Below are 17,074 nucleotides of genomic sequence, written 5' to 3'. Positions count from 1 at the left end.
CCAGACCGTCGCGCAGATGCGCCGCTTCGAGGATCATGCGCAGGCCGCCAACATTTCCTCGCAGACGATTCTCGCCGCGCGCTACGTGCTGTGCACCATGCTCGACGAGGCGGTGCTCAATTCGCCGTGGGGCGAGCAGAGCGGCTGGGCGCAGAAAACGCTGCTGGTGACCTTCCACAGCGAATCCTACGGCGGCGCGAAATTTTTCCAGATTCTGGAACGGTTGTGCTCGGATTTTTCCAAGCACATCGACCTGATCGAATTGATGTACATCTGCCTGGCGCTGGGTTTTGCCGGCCGTTTCCAGATCGAGTCGGGCGGCCGGGCCAAGCTGGCCGACATCCAGGAAGACCTGTACCGGCGCATCCAGGCGCAGCGCGCGGCACCGGCGCAGGAGCTGGCGCCGCATTGGCGCGGTATCGAAGACCGCCGCAATCCGCTGATCCGCTACGTGCCGCTGTGGGTGATCGCGGCGGCGGCGGCCGTGGTATTGCTGGTTGCCTTCATTTATTTCTACAGCAAACTCAACGATCTCTCTTCGCCGATCAGCGCGCAGGTGGCGCAGATCGGCCTGGAAAGCGCCACGCCGCCCGATACCGCGCGGCTCAACCAGGCGCATCCGGTGGCGCGCAAGAGCCTCAAGCAATTGCTCGCGCCGGAGGAGCAGGCGGGTCTGTTGAGCGTGGATGAAAAACCCGATGGCCAGGCGCTGGTGCGGCTGTCGGCCACCGGCATGTTCGCCTCCGGCGGGGTGGATGTCGCCCAAGACGAAGTACCGTTGCTGCACAAGATTACCGCCGCGCTTAACCAGGTGCAGGGGCGCGTGATCGTGGTGGGGCATACCGACGACCAGCCGATCCGCTCGCTGAAATACAAAGACAACTTCGAACTTTCTGCCGCGCGCGCTCGCTCGGTGATGCAGATTCTCAGCGAAGGCCTGGACAACCCCGGACGGCTGGAGTCCAGCGGCGCCGGTTCATCGCAGCCGATCGCGTTGCCGCCTGATCTTCCCGCCAACCGCACGCGCAACCGGCGCGTGGAAATCATGTTCATTCCGGAGGCTTGAACGTGAAAAGCATCGTGAACTTGTTCAAATCCGGTTGGTTTATCGTGCTGGTCGGCATCGTGCTGCTGTCGGTGCTGATCTGGTTCGGCGGCCCGTACCTGGGGATAGGCGATTCGCAGCCGCTGGCAAGCGCCGTGACCCGGCTGGTGGTGATCATCCTGATTCTCGCGATCTGGGTGATCTGGCTGCAGATCCAGCATCTGCGCACGCGCAGCAAAGCCAAGCAGATGTCCGGCGACATGGTCGAGCAGGAGGCCAGCCCCGCCGGTTCGGACAGCGACCAGCGCAGCGCGTCCGAACGCACCCAGTTGCAGTCGCGGTTCCAGGAAGCGGTGGATAGCTTGCGCAAGAGCAAGCGCGGCGGCAGCAATCTATACACCTTGCCGTGGTACGTGGTGATCGGTCCGCCCGGTTCGGGCAAGAGCACGCTACTGCAGAATTCAGGCCTGAACTTTCCGCTGTCCGAGCGCTTTGGCAAGCAGGCGCTGCGCGGCGTGGGCGGCACGCGCAACTGCGACTGGTGGTTTACCGACGAGGCGGTGTTCCTTGATACCGCCGGCCGCTACACCATGCAGGGTTCGGACCAGGCAGCCGACGCTTCCGCCTGGAGCGAATTTCTCAAGCTGTTGCGCAAGTACCGCAAGCGGCGGCCGATCAACGGCGTGTTGATCGCGATGAGCATGTCCGACCTGCTCACGCTGGACCAGAATGGCATGCAGGAACACATCCAGGCGATCCGCCGGCGCCTGGATGAACTGAGCACGCAGCTGCGCATCGGCGTGCCCGTTTACCTGGTGCTGACCAAGTGCGACCTGATCGCCGGCTTCACCGAGTCGTTCGACGATCTGAGTCCGCAATTGCGCAGCCAGGTGTGGGGTATGTCCTTCCCGGTCGGCCAGACCGTGGACGGTACGGCCGCCAAGCATTTCGTAGGCGAGTTCGACCTGTTGCTCAACCGGCTCAATACGCGCACGCTCTATCGCATGCACGCCGAGCGCGATCGTAATCGCCGCGCGGCCATTCTCTCGTTCCCGCAACAACTGGCCGGTTTGCGCGAAACGATGCGGCAGTTCGTCGAGGGCGTGTTTACCGGCTATGCCTACGGTACGCCGCCGCTGCTGCGCGGTGTTTATCTCACCTCGGGCACGCAGGAAGGCACGCCGATCGATCGCATGATGGCTGCGGTGGCGCGCACCTTCGGTCTCGATGCCGCGCAGATCCATGCGCCCGGCGCGCAGCAGCGCACCTTCTTCGTCGAGCGCCTGTTGAAGGACGTGCTGTTTCACGAATCGGGTTTTGCCGGCACCAATCCCGCGCTGGAGCGGCAGAAGATCCTGCTGCAGGCCGCGTCGTATATCGGCGTGTTGCTGGTCACCGTGTTGCTGCTGGCCGGTTTTGTTACCAGCTACGGGCACAACAGCGCTTATCTTGCACAGGTACAGGATGCGTTGAAGAACTACCCCGCCGGCAGCGACATCTCCGGCGCCGCCACGCAAAAGGAATACTTCGCGCGCGTGCTTGCACGGCTGGAAGGGCTGTCGTCGGTGCAGGACGTCGCGCAGCAGTACAAAGGCAACGTGCCCATGACGATGCGCTTTGGCTTATACCAGGGCAATGCGGTCGGCCAGCAGGTGCACGATGCGTACATCCGCGAACTCAATGGCCTGCTGCTGCCTGGCGTCGCCTCGCAGTTCCGCACTGGACTTACCGCCAGCGCCAGCGATCCGCAGGCCTTGTATTACTACCTCAAGGGTTACCTGATGCTGGGCGAGCCGCAGCATCAGAATGCCGACGAGCTGGCAGCGCTTACCGACATCGAATGGCGCAAGATTTTCCCCGGCGATCCGGTGCTGCAGAAAGCGCTGGCCAAGCACTTCCACGCGCTGGTCGCCGAACCTGGGCGTCTGCGCGCACTGACGCTGGACCAGGCGCTGGTGGAACAGGCGCGCAGCACGCTGCGCACGGCGGATCTGTCCACGCTGATCTACGGCAACTTGAAGCTCAACGTGAACACGTCCGACTACCCGCCGCTGCAATTGGACAAGGAGCTGGGGCTGCTCGGCAATGTGTTCCGCCGCCAGAGCGGCGCCTCGCTGTCCGAACCGATCCCCGCGCTATACACGCAACCGGTGTTTGCCGAGGAAGTGAGCAAGGGTATCGAGCAGGCGGTCAAGCAGTTTACCCAGGACGACTGGGTGTTCGGCGCCGGCAAAATCGATGCGATCCAACAGGCGCGCCTGTCGCAGCAAGTGCTGGCGTTGTACCAGGCCGATTACATCAAGACGTGGGATAGCCTGCTCAACGATCTGCAGTTGCAGCCGATCAACAACATCCAGGATGCCAGCGCCACCGCGGCGAAGCTTTCCGGCCCCAGCTCGCCGTTGAAGGCGCTGCTCTCGCTGGTGCGCGACAACACGCATGATCTGTTGCGCGCGCCGCCCGCTACCGATGCCGACAAGGCGGAGGACGCGCTGAAGAAAGCCGCTGAAAAGAAAGCCTCGCAGAGCGCCCTGATGCGTGCCATTGCGAGCGCCGGCGGCGGTGCGGCGAACGACAACAGCGCCAAGCCGGGCGATGCGATCAGTGCGCACTTCGATGCGCTCAACAAACTCACCGACGGCGCGCCGGGCGCGACGCCGATCGATCACACGCTTAGCGTGATCGACCAGCTCAGCAAGACCCTGCTGACCATGACCGACTTCAGCAGCGCCGCCGGCCAGCCCAATCCGCAGTTGCTGATGGCGCAACAGGAAGCCGCGCAGTTGCCGCCGCCCGTGTCGGGCTGGGTCAATGCGCTGACCGGCAAAAGCCAGGCCCTGGTCGCCACCGGCACCACGGGTGCGCTGGGCGATGCGTTCCAGCAGGCGGCGGGCAAGGATTGCGCGGATTTCACCCGCGGACGTTACCCGTTTACCCCGACCAGCTCGTCTGACATTCCGCTGCAGAACTTCGGCGAGCTGTTCGGTTATGGCGGCCGTTTCGACAGCTTCTACAAGCAGACGCTGGACAAGCTGGTCGATGCCAGCGGCGCCACCTGGAAATGGAAAACCGGCCCCGGCGCGGTCGCCGGTTCCCCCGGCATGCTGGCGCAGGCGCAGGCCGCCGATGCGATCAAGCAGATGTACTTCCGCAACAACGGCAGCATGCCGGAAGTGGATTTCACGCTGATGGCACCCTCGCTGGACGCAGGCATCGGCAAGTTCGCCATAACTGTTGACGGGCAAAAATTCGAATACCAGCCCGGCAGCACCAGCAGCATGAGCATGAAGTGGCCGGGCCCGCAGCCGGGGCACGTGTCGGTGTCGGCGTGGGATGCGTCGGGCACCTTGCTCAGCACCTTCGACTACCAGGGCGACTGGGCGTTTTTCCACGCCTTGCAGGCGGCCAACCTGCAGCGGCAGTCGGATCTGCGTTACGTGGCGAGTTTCAACTTCGGCGGACACATCGCCAAGATCACCATCCAGGCCGACAACCTCAAGAATCCGTTTCTCAACACTACCGTGCAACGCTTCCGGTGCGGAGGTTAGGCAACGATGCCACATCCGACAGGGGCGGGATTCTTCGGCAAGCTGCCTAGCGCTGGCGATTTCGTGCAGCGCCGCTTGCCGTCGTCCTTCGTCGAGGTGTGGGACCGGCATTTCGAGCACGCCGTGGAGGCGAGCAGGCAGGCCCTGGGGCAGGGCTGGCAGCATGCCTATCGCAGCAGCCCCGCGTGGCGCTTCCTGTTATCGCCCGGCGTATGCACGCCAACGGCATGGATCGGCGTGATGGGGCCGGCGGGCGACCGCGTCGGCCGGCATTTCCCGATGGTGATTGCCGCGCCATGGGAGGACGCCTCGTCCGCCGCACAGGCACTGCGCCATGGCGATGCGTGGTTCGCGGCGATCGAGCACGTGTATGCGGCGGCGCAAGCGGACCCGTCCATCGGCATCGAAGCGTTCGATGCGCAATTGCTGGAGCTTGCCGGCAAGCCTCTCGTTTCGCCGCAGCTCAATTCACCCGATGATCTGCAGCAGGTCTCGTGGTCGAGCGCCGAACAGTGGCGCCTGCCGTTGCCGCACGCGCAAACGGACGGTGCATTTCTCGCCGAACTGTGGGCGCGCATCAGCGCGAGCGGCCACGACTGGTGCCTGTGGTGGACACACGGCGCCGGACACGTGCCGGCCAGCGTGCTGGCCACGCGCGGGCTGCCCAAGCCTTCGGCTTATGCAGGATTTCTCGATGCGGCGCAGGCGGCGGGCCACTGGCAGTCGCTCGGTGCCTTTGATGAGGTGGCGCCGCATGTGCATCCCAAAGCGCAAGCCGCCGCGCATGTGGCGGTGGCTGCGCATGTGGCCGTGTCCGACATCGCGGCCGCGCCCGCATCGCGAACCTTGTTGCCCGAGGACATGTCCGAGCTGTTTGCCGACCTTGGCGTACCGGCGTCCATGGGCATGGCGCCGGCATCGGTCGGCGAGCACGAAGGCACCGGCGAAACGGCAGGTGCGGCGGTGGTCCATCGCCATGATGTCTCGCTGGCCCTGGTGGCCGCCGACGAAGGCGAGCACGATGCGCGCCGCCGCGCCGCTGCCGATGCGGTGAACGTTGCCGGCAACATCGCCGCCGGCGAGCTTGCCAGCGGCATGCATATCTTGCGCGCGCGCCTGCTTGCCCTGCATCCACGCCTGCGCGAAAGCAGCGAAGACCTGATCAACCCCTTGCCGGAAGACGGCTCGGTGATCGCCGTGCGCATCACCGGGCGCTGGGCCGATCTGTTGCGCATCGGCACGGCGGCGGCGTGGCATTGGCGCCAGGGCCAGCTGCAGTCGTTGTTCGCCACCGGCCCGGCCGCACCGGGCGGCGATGCACCGGCGTTGGCCGGCGAATTCGACGATCTGTTGTTTACCCGTGCAGCGCCCGTGGCATCGGGCCTGGGCGGTTCCACCGAACCGCTGTGCGATGAAGTCGTTTGCGCGGTGGAAGCGGGCGATCGCCTGCTGCTGGTCGTCACGCAGAAACTGGTGCAGTTGGCCCCGGATATCTTCGCCCGCGCGCTGGCGATGCCTTCGTGCGAAGAGGCGCGCGCGCGCATCGCCGCCGCCGCCGGGCTTGCGCAGGAATCTTCCCGCTGGCCGCTGGCCGTCATCGAGGTCACGTCATGACCCTTCGCTTCGAATCGCTCGGCCACACCGACCCCGGCAAAGTTCGCGCGCACAACGAGGACGCGATCCTGGTACGCGAGGACGTGGGCCTGTGGGTGGTTGCCGATGGCCTGGGCGGTCATTCCGCCGGCGATTACGCCAGCTCGATGATCGTGCAGCGCCTGGGTGCGCTGCCGCGCCAGGGCAACGTCTTCGATTTCATCGAATCGATCGAGGACGCCCTGGTACAGGTCAATACCGACCTGCGGCGCGTAGCGCTGGAGCGCGGTGTCGACATTATCGGCTCGACCGTGGTGGTGCTGGTGCACGACAAGGATTTCATGCTGTGCGGCTGGGTAGGCGACAGCCGCGCGTATTGCTTGGAGAACGGTCAGCTGGTGCAGATTACGCGCGATCACGTGCACGGCATGAAGGAAGACGTCACCCAGTTCGGCGCCTCGCAACAGGCGCCAGGCTCAGGAGTGCTTACGCGCGCGATCGGCGCGGAGGAACATCTGTTCGTCGACTGGGTGGTGGCTGGAAGCCGGCCTGGCATGGCGTTCTTGCTTTGCACCGACGGTATCAACAAGGAAATGTCCGATGCCGAGCTAAACCGTGAATGCGTTGCATACAGCGATCCACAGGTGCTGCTCGCACGCTTGTTCGAACTATCGCTGAGCCGCGCCGCGCGCGACAACATTTCCGCCGTGATCGTGCGGCTCCAGGATTGAGCGGGATCGCACCTTCATGACGTCACTTGCCCAATTGCTTGCCGATTTCAACGCCAAACGCGTGAAGCTGCCGGAGGTGTTCGCGGCCCTGACCGCGCGCGGGCGGGTATCGGAAGAAGAACATCGCGCCGACGTCGCCCTGCTCGAACAGACGCAGCGCGCGGGCAGCATCACGCCCGAAATATCCCGCGCCTTGATTGCCAAGCTCAACGCCATGCAGGTGGCCCCCGCGGCACCCGATGATGACGCGACCATGGTCAAGCCCGCACCGACACCGGCCGCGCCGGTCGATGCGGAAGTCACGCAGGTAAGCCCTGGGCCGCAAGCCACCGCGCCGTCCTCCACCGACGCGACCGTGGTCAAACCCGCTTCGCAGGCGCCGTCCAATACCCAAACCGGCGGCGCGGGCACGCACTCCAGCAGCAGCTTCAATCGCGACAGTTGGCAACGCGTGGCGCAGGCCGAAGGCGGCGAGTACGCCACCGTCGGCATGTTGCTGAAGGGCCGCTTTTTGCTGGAGCGCGAAATCGGCCGCGGCGGCATGGGCGTAGTGTTCCTGGCCCGCGACGAACGCAAGGTGGAAGCGCGCGATCGCGATCCCTACGTCGCGGTAAAGGTGCTGAACGACGAATTCCGCCGCCATCCCGATTCGCTGATCGCGCTTCAGCGCGAGTCGCGCCGTTCGCAGTTGCTGGCGCACGACAACATCGTGCGCGTGTTCGACTTCGACAAAGACGGCACCATCGTGTTCATGACGATGGAATTCGTCGACGGCCAGGACCTGAAAACCCTGATCCGCGAACGCGCCTACAACGGCATGCCGCTTGCCCAGGCACGTCCGTTGATCGAAGGCATGGCGTGGGCGCTCAAGCGGGCGCATTCGGCCGGCGTGGTCCATTCGGACTTCAAGCCGGGCAACGTGATGGTCACGCGCGAGGGCGTGCCCAAGGTGTTCGACTTCGGTATCGCCCGCGCCGGCAAGCATTTGGGCGAAGCCACCGGCGAGCAGACGGTGTTCGATGCCGGCACGCTGGGCGCGCTGACACCCGCTTACGCCAGCCTGGAAATGATCCAGGGCAAGGAGCCCACGCCCAGCGACGACATCTATGCGCTCGGTTGCGTGGCGTTCGAGCTGCTTACGGGCAAGCATCCGTTCGACAAGGTCAGCGCCGAGGTGGCCTTGCGCGAAGGGCGTCGGCCGCCGCCGGTGCCGGGCATCACCAAGCGCCAGTACAAGACCCTGTGCGATGCGGTGGCGTTCCATGGCGAACAGCGCCTGAAGACGGCGGCGGAGCTGATCGAAGGCCTGCGCGAGATAAGCCTGCGCGAACGCATCGGTCCGCAGATTGCGTATGGCGCGGGTGCGCTGGTGCTGCTCGTCGCGGCCGGTTGGGGCGGGGCGTATTACCTGCACGGCCGCCATATTGCGCACGTCATCGCGCGCTTCAACATTTCGGCTGGCAATCACTATCTCAATGAGGACCAGGCACAGCAGGCGCTGAACACGTTGAGCGATGACGAGCGCAAGCGGCTGGTGCTCGACCAGGGCGACGCGATCCAGAACTTTCTGCTGAGCCGCATCAATACTTACTGGGATCCTGCGCAAAATCATTACGACTACGCCGGCACGCAACATGTGTTCCAGCTGCGCGACCAGTTGAAATTGTATTCGCCCGCGCTCGACGCCAAGCGCAGCGCGATCGAGACGCAAAAGAACGAATTGCTCAATACGCTCGACACGCAGTTGACTCAGCGCATCGATGCCAACGCGATTTTCGAGGATCAACCCAACAACGCGGTGCAGACGCTGGCGACGATCCGCGCCATCGATCCGCACAGTGCGTTGCTGCAGAACGCGGAACTTGAACTGAAATACGACATCGCGATCGGCCAGTCGCTGAGCGCCGAGCACATCGACCAGGCCAAGGCCCAGTTGGCGCTTGCCACCAAGTTGTTTCCCGAGTCGGTACGCTTGAGGCAGCGCGAGGCGCAACTGGCCACGCTCACGGAGACGGCCGCAGCCGCCAGCGCGGAGCAGGCCACCGCGCAGGCTGTGCAAAACCTGCCGCAGGCGCGCCAGGAGTTGGCCGCGCTGATCGCCAAACCCACCCTTGCGCCCGAATGGCAGCAGTCGGTGGCCACTGCGATGGCGTCGCTGCGCAACGACAACTCGCCCGACACGCGCAAGCTGGTGGACAACCTTGCCAATGTCATTGCCGCCGAAGCGGCCAGGCAGACCGATCCGCTGCAAGTGCCGCAGGCCAGCAATGCGGTGAACCTGGGGCTGCAGTTCGCACCCAAGTCCGCGCCGCTGCTTGCCCAGCGCACGCGGTTGGATGCCTTGCAGCAGCAGGAACAAGCCCAGCTCAACCAGGAAAGCGCGGCGGCCGAAGTTACTTCGCGCATCGAATCGGTCAAGCGCGCGGCAGCGGCCAATGACATCGGCAAGGCGGAGGAATCGCTGGCGCGCATCCGCGCCTTGCAGCCGGACAACCCCTTCCTGACCCAGGAGGGCCCGCAACTGATCGCCAATGCCTATTTGGGCCAGGCCGATACGGCGATGCAGCGCGGCCGCTACCAGGCCGCTTCCGACCTGCTCGGCAAGGGCTTGAGGTCGCTCGGCAACCGGCCTGATCTGCGCAACGCCAAGGCGCGTGACGACCTGGTCGCGGCCATCATGAACGCGCGCGGCAAGCCGGTGGCCAGTACCGATCTGGATCGCATGAAGAAGCAGCTGGCCGACGCGCGCAAGGCCGATGCCGATGGCCTCAAGCAGCTGGAGTCGGGCCTGAAACAACGCGGCCAGCTGCAAGGGACGCTGGCCGATCTGCTCGACAGCATGACGCCGGCCGGTGTGGCCGCAACGCCCGGGCCGTCAGCGGCCAATCCAGCGCAGCCGGCGGCCGGCGCGCCGACTCAGCCCGGCGCGCCGGCCGCTGCCATCGCCAAAGCCGCGCCAGGCGCCAAGACCGCCAACCTCGCCGCCCGCGCGGCCAATGGCGCGGCTCCCGCCAATATCGCCGCCCCGACGGCGCCCACGGCCAGCACCGACCCGTGCAACCAGCCCGACCTCGTGGGCAAGGGCCGGCTTTGCTTTGACACCATCGCCGGCCATCGTGGCCCGTCGCTGGTGGTGGTGCCGGGGCTGTCCGGCGGCAAGCCGTATGCGCTGTCCAGGGCGGAAATCACCGTTGGCGAATTCAATCGCTTCTGCAGCGCCACCGGCCAATGCCAGGCCAAGACCGGGGATGACCCCGATTCGGCCAGCCTGCCGATCAGCAACATCACCTTGGCCCAGGCCAGGGCCTACGCCAGCTGGCTCAGCGCGGGCAGTGGCTATGTCTATCGGCTGCCAACCGATGCAGAATGGATGCACGCGGCTCAGGCGGGCGGCAGTTGGGCGCAGGCGTCGGACAGCAACTGCATTCCGCCGAGCGCAGGGGGCGGGGACGACAACTCCGGGGCACCGATATCGGCACGGGGACGCGAGTCCAATCCGTGGGGGTTGGTGAACATGACAGGCAACGTGTGGGAATGGGTGACCCGCGGCGGCGGCGTGATGGTGCGCGGCGGCAGCTTCACCAGCTATTGGTCCGACTGCACCGTGAGCAGCCATCGCGACGATAGCGGCACGGCGCAGAAAGACGTCGGCTTCCGGATCTTAAGGGAGCTCAAATGACCGAGCGCGAACGCAATGCCAATCAAAGCCTGCGCGCGCTCGACGAGGCGCATCGGCTGGGCCGGCTCAGCCGCGAGGAATACCGCTCGCGCCGCCGCCATTTGCTCAGCGCCTTGCGCGACAGCCATGTGGTGACCGCGCGCAATGCCATCGTGCGGCCGGCTGCAACGCCGCCGTCAGGGCAACATCACGAGCGCGTCATGCGGACGGCCGATACCGAGGTGCTGAGCGGGCTGTTTACCAGCCGCCGTGCCACGGCCTGGAAGCTGGCCAGCGTGCTGGCGGTGGTCGTGCTGGTGTGCGCCCTGCTTGCGTACTGGTTGTTGCGTTCAGCCTGAATCGAAGCTGTGGCGAGACTTGCGGCGGACGTGTCGCCGAATCGATCACTTACCTCAATTCAGGCACGAATATTGAGACTTGGAACACGCTATTGAGTGGGGGCATCATTAGCCCTCTGGCAAGCCGATTCAAAGGACGATCGCGTTTGCCTTGCTTTAGCGGCTAGCGCAGCAAGGGGGAAATCCGGATGCCTCGATCCGATGGCGTTCCGGTGCAAGGGGATCGGCGGCCAAACGCCTTCCCAAGTTCGGTTTTTTAGCGAAGTTGATTCAGTCGGGAGTATCGCGGGCGCTCCTGCCCGTAGACACCAGCGCGTTTCGGATTCAGGGGACAATATCGTGCGAATGGCATGCATGGCAGCGGCATTGGCATTGGCTTTGGGAGGCGGCAGGGCCTGGGCGCAAGGCGAGGCGTCCGCGCCGGCGCAGAACATCCTTTTGAGCGGCGTGCCCGCGACGGCCCCCGGCATTCAAAAAATCATCGATGGTGAATATCAGAAAGCCGTCGCGGCCGCGGGCGATGCGAGCGCGCTCACCCATGCGCAGATGCAGGCGCTGGCCGACCGCATCACCGCGGTGCTCAAGCAAGCGGGCTATCCCGACGCGCATGCGTATCTTTCCGACCAGATCGTGGCGTTCAGCCTGTCCGGCGGCGGCGCCAAAGCGGCGAGCGCGAGCGCCGTCGCGGCGGCCAGCGCGGTGCCGGCGCCCACTGCGCAAAGCACGGCGCAACTGGCATCGGCGCCGAGCGAAGCGGGCGTGGTGCCGCCGGTCGCCGAGCGCGACACCGGCACCGCAACCTCGCAGGAGATCGCGGTGCGCGGTTTCCGCGTCAATGGCGTGGGCGATCATCCCGATACCGGCATCACCTTCGACAGTATCCAGGGCATGGCCAACGCGGCCTATCGCAAGCTGGGCGGCACGGCGGACAAACCGGCGATGCTCACCTTCGCGCAAATGCAGGGCGTGGCCGACCAGATCACCACGCGTTATCGCAAGGCCGGCTTCATCGTCGCTGCCGCCTTCCTGCCGGCGCAGACCATCGGTAGCGACCAGATGGTGCAGATCCAGATCCTGGAAGGCCGCGTGGGCCGCATCATCGTCAAGGGCAACAAGCGTTATTACGCCAGCGTGATCGCCGCGCCCGCGCAACGGTTGAAAGACGAACCGCTGCAGAAAAGCAAGGTCGATTCCGCGCTGCTTTACGTGCGCGACCTGCCTGGCGTAACCGTTGCCTCCACCTTCCAGCCGGGACAGCAGACCGGCGATACGGACTTGGTGATGGTGGCCCACGAAGCGCCGGTTCCCTTCACTTTCACCGCCGGCGCCAACAACTACGGCACCGATCTCACCGGCCGCTATCGCGCGCAGGCGGGTGCGACCTGGAACAGTCCGTTGGGCATCGGCGACACGCTGTCGGCGAATGCCGACTACGCGCTCGATCCCAACCAGAATGCGTACGGCTCGCTGATCTACACCGCGCCGCTGGTCGTCGTGCCGGGTATGAGCGCGGTGGTGGGCAGCACGCGCAGCGAACTGCAGATCAATTCCGGTGACTTCGCCTCGCTGAAAGTGAGGGGGCCGACGACGACGTACTTCACCGGCGGCGACTGGAAATTCATGAACACCGACGATCTGAAAATGTTGGCGTCGGTGCACTTCATCCGCGAGCAGTCCAAGCTGAGCACCGGCGGTACGCAGCTGTCGGACGAGAAGTTCGACCTCGCCGAAATGGCCTATGCGTTGAACCATACCGATCGCCGGTTTCACGGCGTGGACCTGCTGCAGGTGAGCGTGCGCAAGTCGATCAACGATCAGTCGCAGGAACCGGACCTGGTCAGCCCCAATCACGCCCACGATTTCACCATCGAGAAACTTTCCTACACGCGCCTGCAATTCCTGACCCAGGCGCAGCGCCTGTATTTCAAGTTCAACGGGCAATACACCTCCAACGCCCTGGCGCCGCTGGAGCAGTTCGTCATCGGCGGCCCCGACAGCGTGCGCGCCTATCCGATTGCCGATGGCCTCACCGATCGCGGTTATTACACCTCGGTGGAATACCACGTCGATGCGCCGGGCTTTGGCAACGTCATCTCGCCGTTCTACGGCAGGCCATGGCGTGAGCTATTGGAACTGGAAACGTTCCTGGACTACGCCCGCGGCTTCGCGGCGGGTGCCGATTTGCACAACAACACGCCTCCGGTGAGCTTCAGCGGCTACGGTGCGGGTTTCATTTTCCGCCTGCCGCAGTTCGAGCACATGGAATTCCATCTGGATGGTTCGATTCCATTGGGCGGTGAACAGGCATCGGACAGGCACGGTTATCACGTGTATGGACGGTTGGGCTTTACGTTCTGATGGGGACGATCATGAACACAGTCATCGACAAGCCGCAGCGCACACCCATTCGCCAGACTCCGGCGCCGGCCACCTCCAAGGGCCTGGCCAGGTTCAGGCGCAAGCTGCTGCCAGCGAGCCTCTCCTTGCTGGGGTTGTTGGCCTTCAGCGACGCCATGGCAGGCGGGCACGTCGCGGCCAATACCACGCCGACCGGCGGTTCGGTCGTTGGTGGCAGCGGTTCGATCATGCAGAACGGCCTGCAGACGGTGGTCAAGCAGAATTCGCAGCTGCTTGCGCTCAACTGGCAGAGCTTCAACGTGGGCGCCAACGCTTCGGTGTTGTTCAAGCAGCCCTCGTTCAGTGCGGTGGCGCTTAATCGTATCCTTGACCAGAACCCCAGCCTGATCTTCGGCCACGTTATTTCCAACGGCCAGATCTTCCTGATCAACACGCACGGCATCATCTTCGGCAGCACCGCACAGATGAACGTCGGTGGCCTGGTGGCCAGCACGCTCGATCTGACGCCCACCGATTTCTTGGCCAGCCATTTCAACCTGGATGCAAACGGCGGCACGGCGGGCGTCGTCAATCACGGCATCATCGAGGCGGCGAGCGGCGGATCGGTCAGCCTGGTCGGCGGCCACGTCGACAACGACGGCTTGATCATCGCCAACTACGGCCACATCAATCTCGACGGCGCCGACCGGGCCGTGCTCGATTTCGACGGTGACGGCCTGATCGACGTGCAGGTGACCGGCGCGCTGGCCAAGCGCTTGAACGACGACGAATCGGCAGTGGTGAACAAGGGTACGCTGCAGGCCGACAGCGGCACGGTGGTGCTGCAAGCCTCGGCGGCAAAACAACTGTTTACCAATCTGGTCAACAACACCGGCGTGATCAATGCCGGCGGCATCAGCACCAGCGGCGGCGTCGTGCGCCTGGTGGCCAGCGGCGGCAACGCCGTGGACAGCGGCAGCATCAATGTGTCGGGCACCCATGGCGGCAGCGTGCAGGTGCTGTCCGACCAAGACGTGGGCGTGACCGGCAACATCGACGCATCCGGTACGCAGGGCGGCGGCAGTATCCGTGTCGGCGGCGGCTACCAGGGTGGGGAAGGGCTGCAGACCGCGCAAGCGACGTATGTCGGTCCGACGGCGACGCTCGACGCCGATGCCACGCAGTCGGGCAACGGCGGCTCAGTGGTGGTGTGGGGCAATCAAGTCAACAATTTCTTCGGCAGCATCACCGCACGCGGCGGTGCGCTGGACGGCAATGGCGGTTCGGTCGAAACCTCCTCGCACTACGGGCTGGATGCGCAAGGCAGTGTCGATGCGTCCGCACCGCATGGCGTGGCAGGCACCTGGTTGCTCGATCCGTACGATGTGACGATCAACAACACTGCCACGAGCAATATTTCGGTCAGTGGAACCACCTATACCGCCAACGGCAACAGCTCGGTCATCAACAATACGTCGTTGAGCAATGCGCTCACCGGCGGCACCAGCGTGTTCGTGTTCACCGCTCCACAGGGGGGAACCGGCAACGGCAACCAGAACGGCGACATCACCGTCAATGCGCCCATTAGCGGCGCGTCGTCGGGCACGGGGGCGGCGTCGCTGTATCTGGAAGCGGCCGGCAGCATCATCCTCAACAGCAACATCACCGCGGCCAGCAGCAGCCTGCCGCTTAACGTGTATTTGTGGGCCAACTACGGCGGCAGTGCGGCCGGCACCAGCTACAGCAGCAACGCATCGTGCGCGTCGAAGACCAATTGCATTGTGCAGATGAAGGGCGCCGACATCACCACGCTCGGCGGCAATCTGGATATCGAGACTACCGGTGCGGTGTCGGTCGATAGCGCATCGAGCATCGCCACCAGCGGTGGCAGCATCGGCATCGGCAATAATGGTGCGACGCCAAGCACTGTCACGCTCGACGGCACGCTGACCGGCGGCTCGCTCATCGTCAATTCCACCGGCACGCTGACGCTGGGCAACGATGTGACGACCACCGGTGCCCAGACGTACAACAACCAGGTAACGCTGGGCACCAGCAGCGTGACACTGACCGGCACGAGCATCGGCCTTGGCAGCGGCGCGACAGGTAGCAGCGATACGCTCACGATCGACGGCAACGCGGTGCTGGGCGGCACCAGCACACTGGGGTCGCTGTCGGTGAGCGGTACCAGTTCGCTCGGCGGCAGCATCAGCACCAGCGGTACGCAGGAATATACCGGCGCGGTGACGCTGACCGGCAACACCACGCTCACCAGCACCGGCGGCTCCAGCGGAGACATCACCTTCGACAGCACGCTCGACAGCGCCAGTGGCAGCCCCACTCCCGGCCCTTATGCGCTGACCGCGGGTGGAGGCGTCAACACCGTTCACTTCGATGGCGCGGTGGGCGCCACCCAATTGCTGTCCGCGTTGACGGTCAGCGCTGGCAGCCAGGCGGACCTTGGCGGCAGCGTGTCGACCCAGGGTGCGCAGGATTACACCGGCGCGGTGCAGTTCAACAACGCCGCTACGTACGTACTGAGCGGCACCACCATTACCATGGCCGCCGGTGCGACGGGCGCCACCGCGGATGTCAGCTTCAGCGGCAACGCCAACCTTGCCGGCACGTTCAACCTGGACTCGCTATCGGTGTCGGGCACCAGCGTACTCGATGGCAGCATCACCACCGGCGGTACGCAAAGCTATTCCGGCGCGGTGACGCTGGGCGGCACGACGACCGTTGACAGCACGGGCTCCAGTGGCGGGGTCACCTTCGGCAGCACCGTCAACAACGCGAGCAGCACCGCGCAAGCGCTGACGGCACAGGCGGCTGATGGCAACGTGACATTCTCCGGCGCGGTGGGCAGCAGCAGTAACGGTGCGCTGAGCAGCCTGACCACGGCCAGTTCCACGTTCAGCGCCACATCGCTCAACATCGGCAGCGGCGGTCTTTCGATCACCACCGACAACAGCGCGATCGCACAGGGCGGGGCCTTTACCGTCACCGGCGCGAGTATCTTCGACGCGGGCAGCGGTACGATTAACCTGATCAACGGCGGGAACAGCTTCGGTGGTACGGTGCAGCTGTCCGGTGGCAATACCGCGATCCTCGCCAACAGTGCGCTGGACTTCAATACCGGAACCATCACCGGTACGTTAACCGCCTCGAGCAAGGGCGCGATGACGCAAAGCGGCACCTTGAGCGTCAGCGGCGCGGCCATCTTCACGCAGAACAATACGACCGCCGGCACCGGGCAGAACATCATCCTGGGCGCCAACAACGATTTCGCCAGCAGTGCGACCTTCCAGGCGGGTACGGGCGCGAAGATCGATAACCTCAGTTTCACCAACACCGACCTCACGCCGGGTACGCTGACGCTGCCGGCCAGCATCACTGGCAACCTTACGCTGGATTACGCGAATGCGCCGTTGGAGCTGTCGGGCATCAGCGTCGGCGGCAACTTGACCGCCAGCAGCGGCGGCGCGCTTAGCCAGAGTGCGGCATTGACGGTCACGGGCACCAGCAGTTTCACCGCGACCGGCAATGACATCACACTGACCAGCGGCAACAGCTTTGGCGGTGCGGTGTCCTTGAACGGCGACAATGTGCAGGTCACCAACGACAGCGGTCTTGTCCTTGGCGCCGGCACCATCACCGGCACGCTGGCTGCATCGAGCAACGGCGCGATCACGCAGACCGGTGTGCTGAACGTCACCGGCGCGGCCAGCTTCACGCAAAACGACACCACGGCCGGCGCCGGACAAGACATTACCCTGAGCGGCAACAACGATTTCGGCAGCAGC

The 17,074-nt window shown here is 64.8% G+C and carries 8 protein-coding genes; all 8 read left to right on the top strand.

Translation table 11 applies throughout. The annotated features are described in order from the left end of the window. The coding region (gene icmH / locus VME63_RS10325) for a type IVB secretion system protein IcmH/DotU (protein WP_325432943.1) at positions 1 to 1,066 on the top strand (1,066 nt) is incomplete at its 5' end. Next, entirely contained in the window at positions 1,063 to 4,593 is a 3,531-nt protein-coding gene (gene tssM, locus VME63_RS10320) for a type VI secretion system membrane subunit TssM (protein ID WP_325432941.1), read from the top strand. The genes icmH and tssM, both read left to right, overlap by 4 nt. 6 nt (positions 4,594 to 4,599) lie before the next feature. Further along, positions 4,600 to 6,207 (top strand): type VI secretion system-associated protein TagF, encoded by a 1,608-nt coding sequence (tagF, locus tag VME63_RS10315; RefSeq protein ID WP_325432939.1) that lies wholly within the window; start codon positions 4,600 to 4,602, stop codon positions 6,205 to 6,207. Continuing rightward, on the top strand, positions 6,204 to 6,917 hold the full coding sequence (locus VME63_RS10310; RefSeq protein WP_325432937.1) for a PP2C family serine/threonine-protein phosphatase: 714 nt from the start codon (positions 6,204 to 6,206) through the stop codon (positions 6,915 to 6,917). Before tagF ends, VME63_RS10310 begins: the two co-directional genes overlap by 4 nt. Before the next feature lie 16 nt (positions 6,918 to 6,933). Then, entirely contained in the window at positions 6,934 to 10,596 is a 3,663-nt protein-coding gene (locus VME63_RS10305; protein WP_325432935.1) for a protein kinase domain-containing protein, read from the top strand. Then, positions 10,593 to 10,934, top strand: coding sequence for a hypothetical protein (locus VME63_RS10300; RefSeq protein ID WP_325432933.1), 342 nt, complete (start codon positions 10,593 to 10,595; stop codon positions 10,932 to 10,934). Before VME63_RS10305 ends, VME63_RS10300 begins: the two co-directional genes overlap by 4 nt. A 345-nt stretch (positions 10,935 to 11,279) precedes the next feature. Continuing rightward, positions 11,280 to 13,292, top strand: a complete 2,013-nt coding sequence (locus VME63_RS10295) for a ShlB/FhaC/HecB family hemolysin secretion/activation protein (RefSeq protein WP_325432945.1) — start codon at positions 11,280 to 11,282, stop codon at positions 13,290 to 13,292. A gap of 11 nt (positions 13,293 to 13,303) precedes the next feature. Beyond that, positions 13,304 to 17,074: filamentous hemagglutinin N-terminal domain-containing protein (locus VME63_RS10290; protein ID WP_325432931.1), on the top strand; the 3,771-nt coding region annotated here is incomplete at its 3' end.

This window comes from Dyella sp., assembly GCF_035503745.1.
GTDB lineage: Bacteria > Pseudomonadota > Gammaproteobacteria > Xanthomonadales > Rhodanobacteraceae > Dyella_B.
The sequence above is the reverse complement of the archived record's forward strand: the minus strand, read 5'-3'. Positions and strand labels throughout refer to the sequence as shown.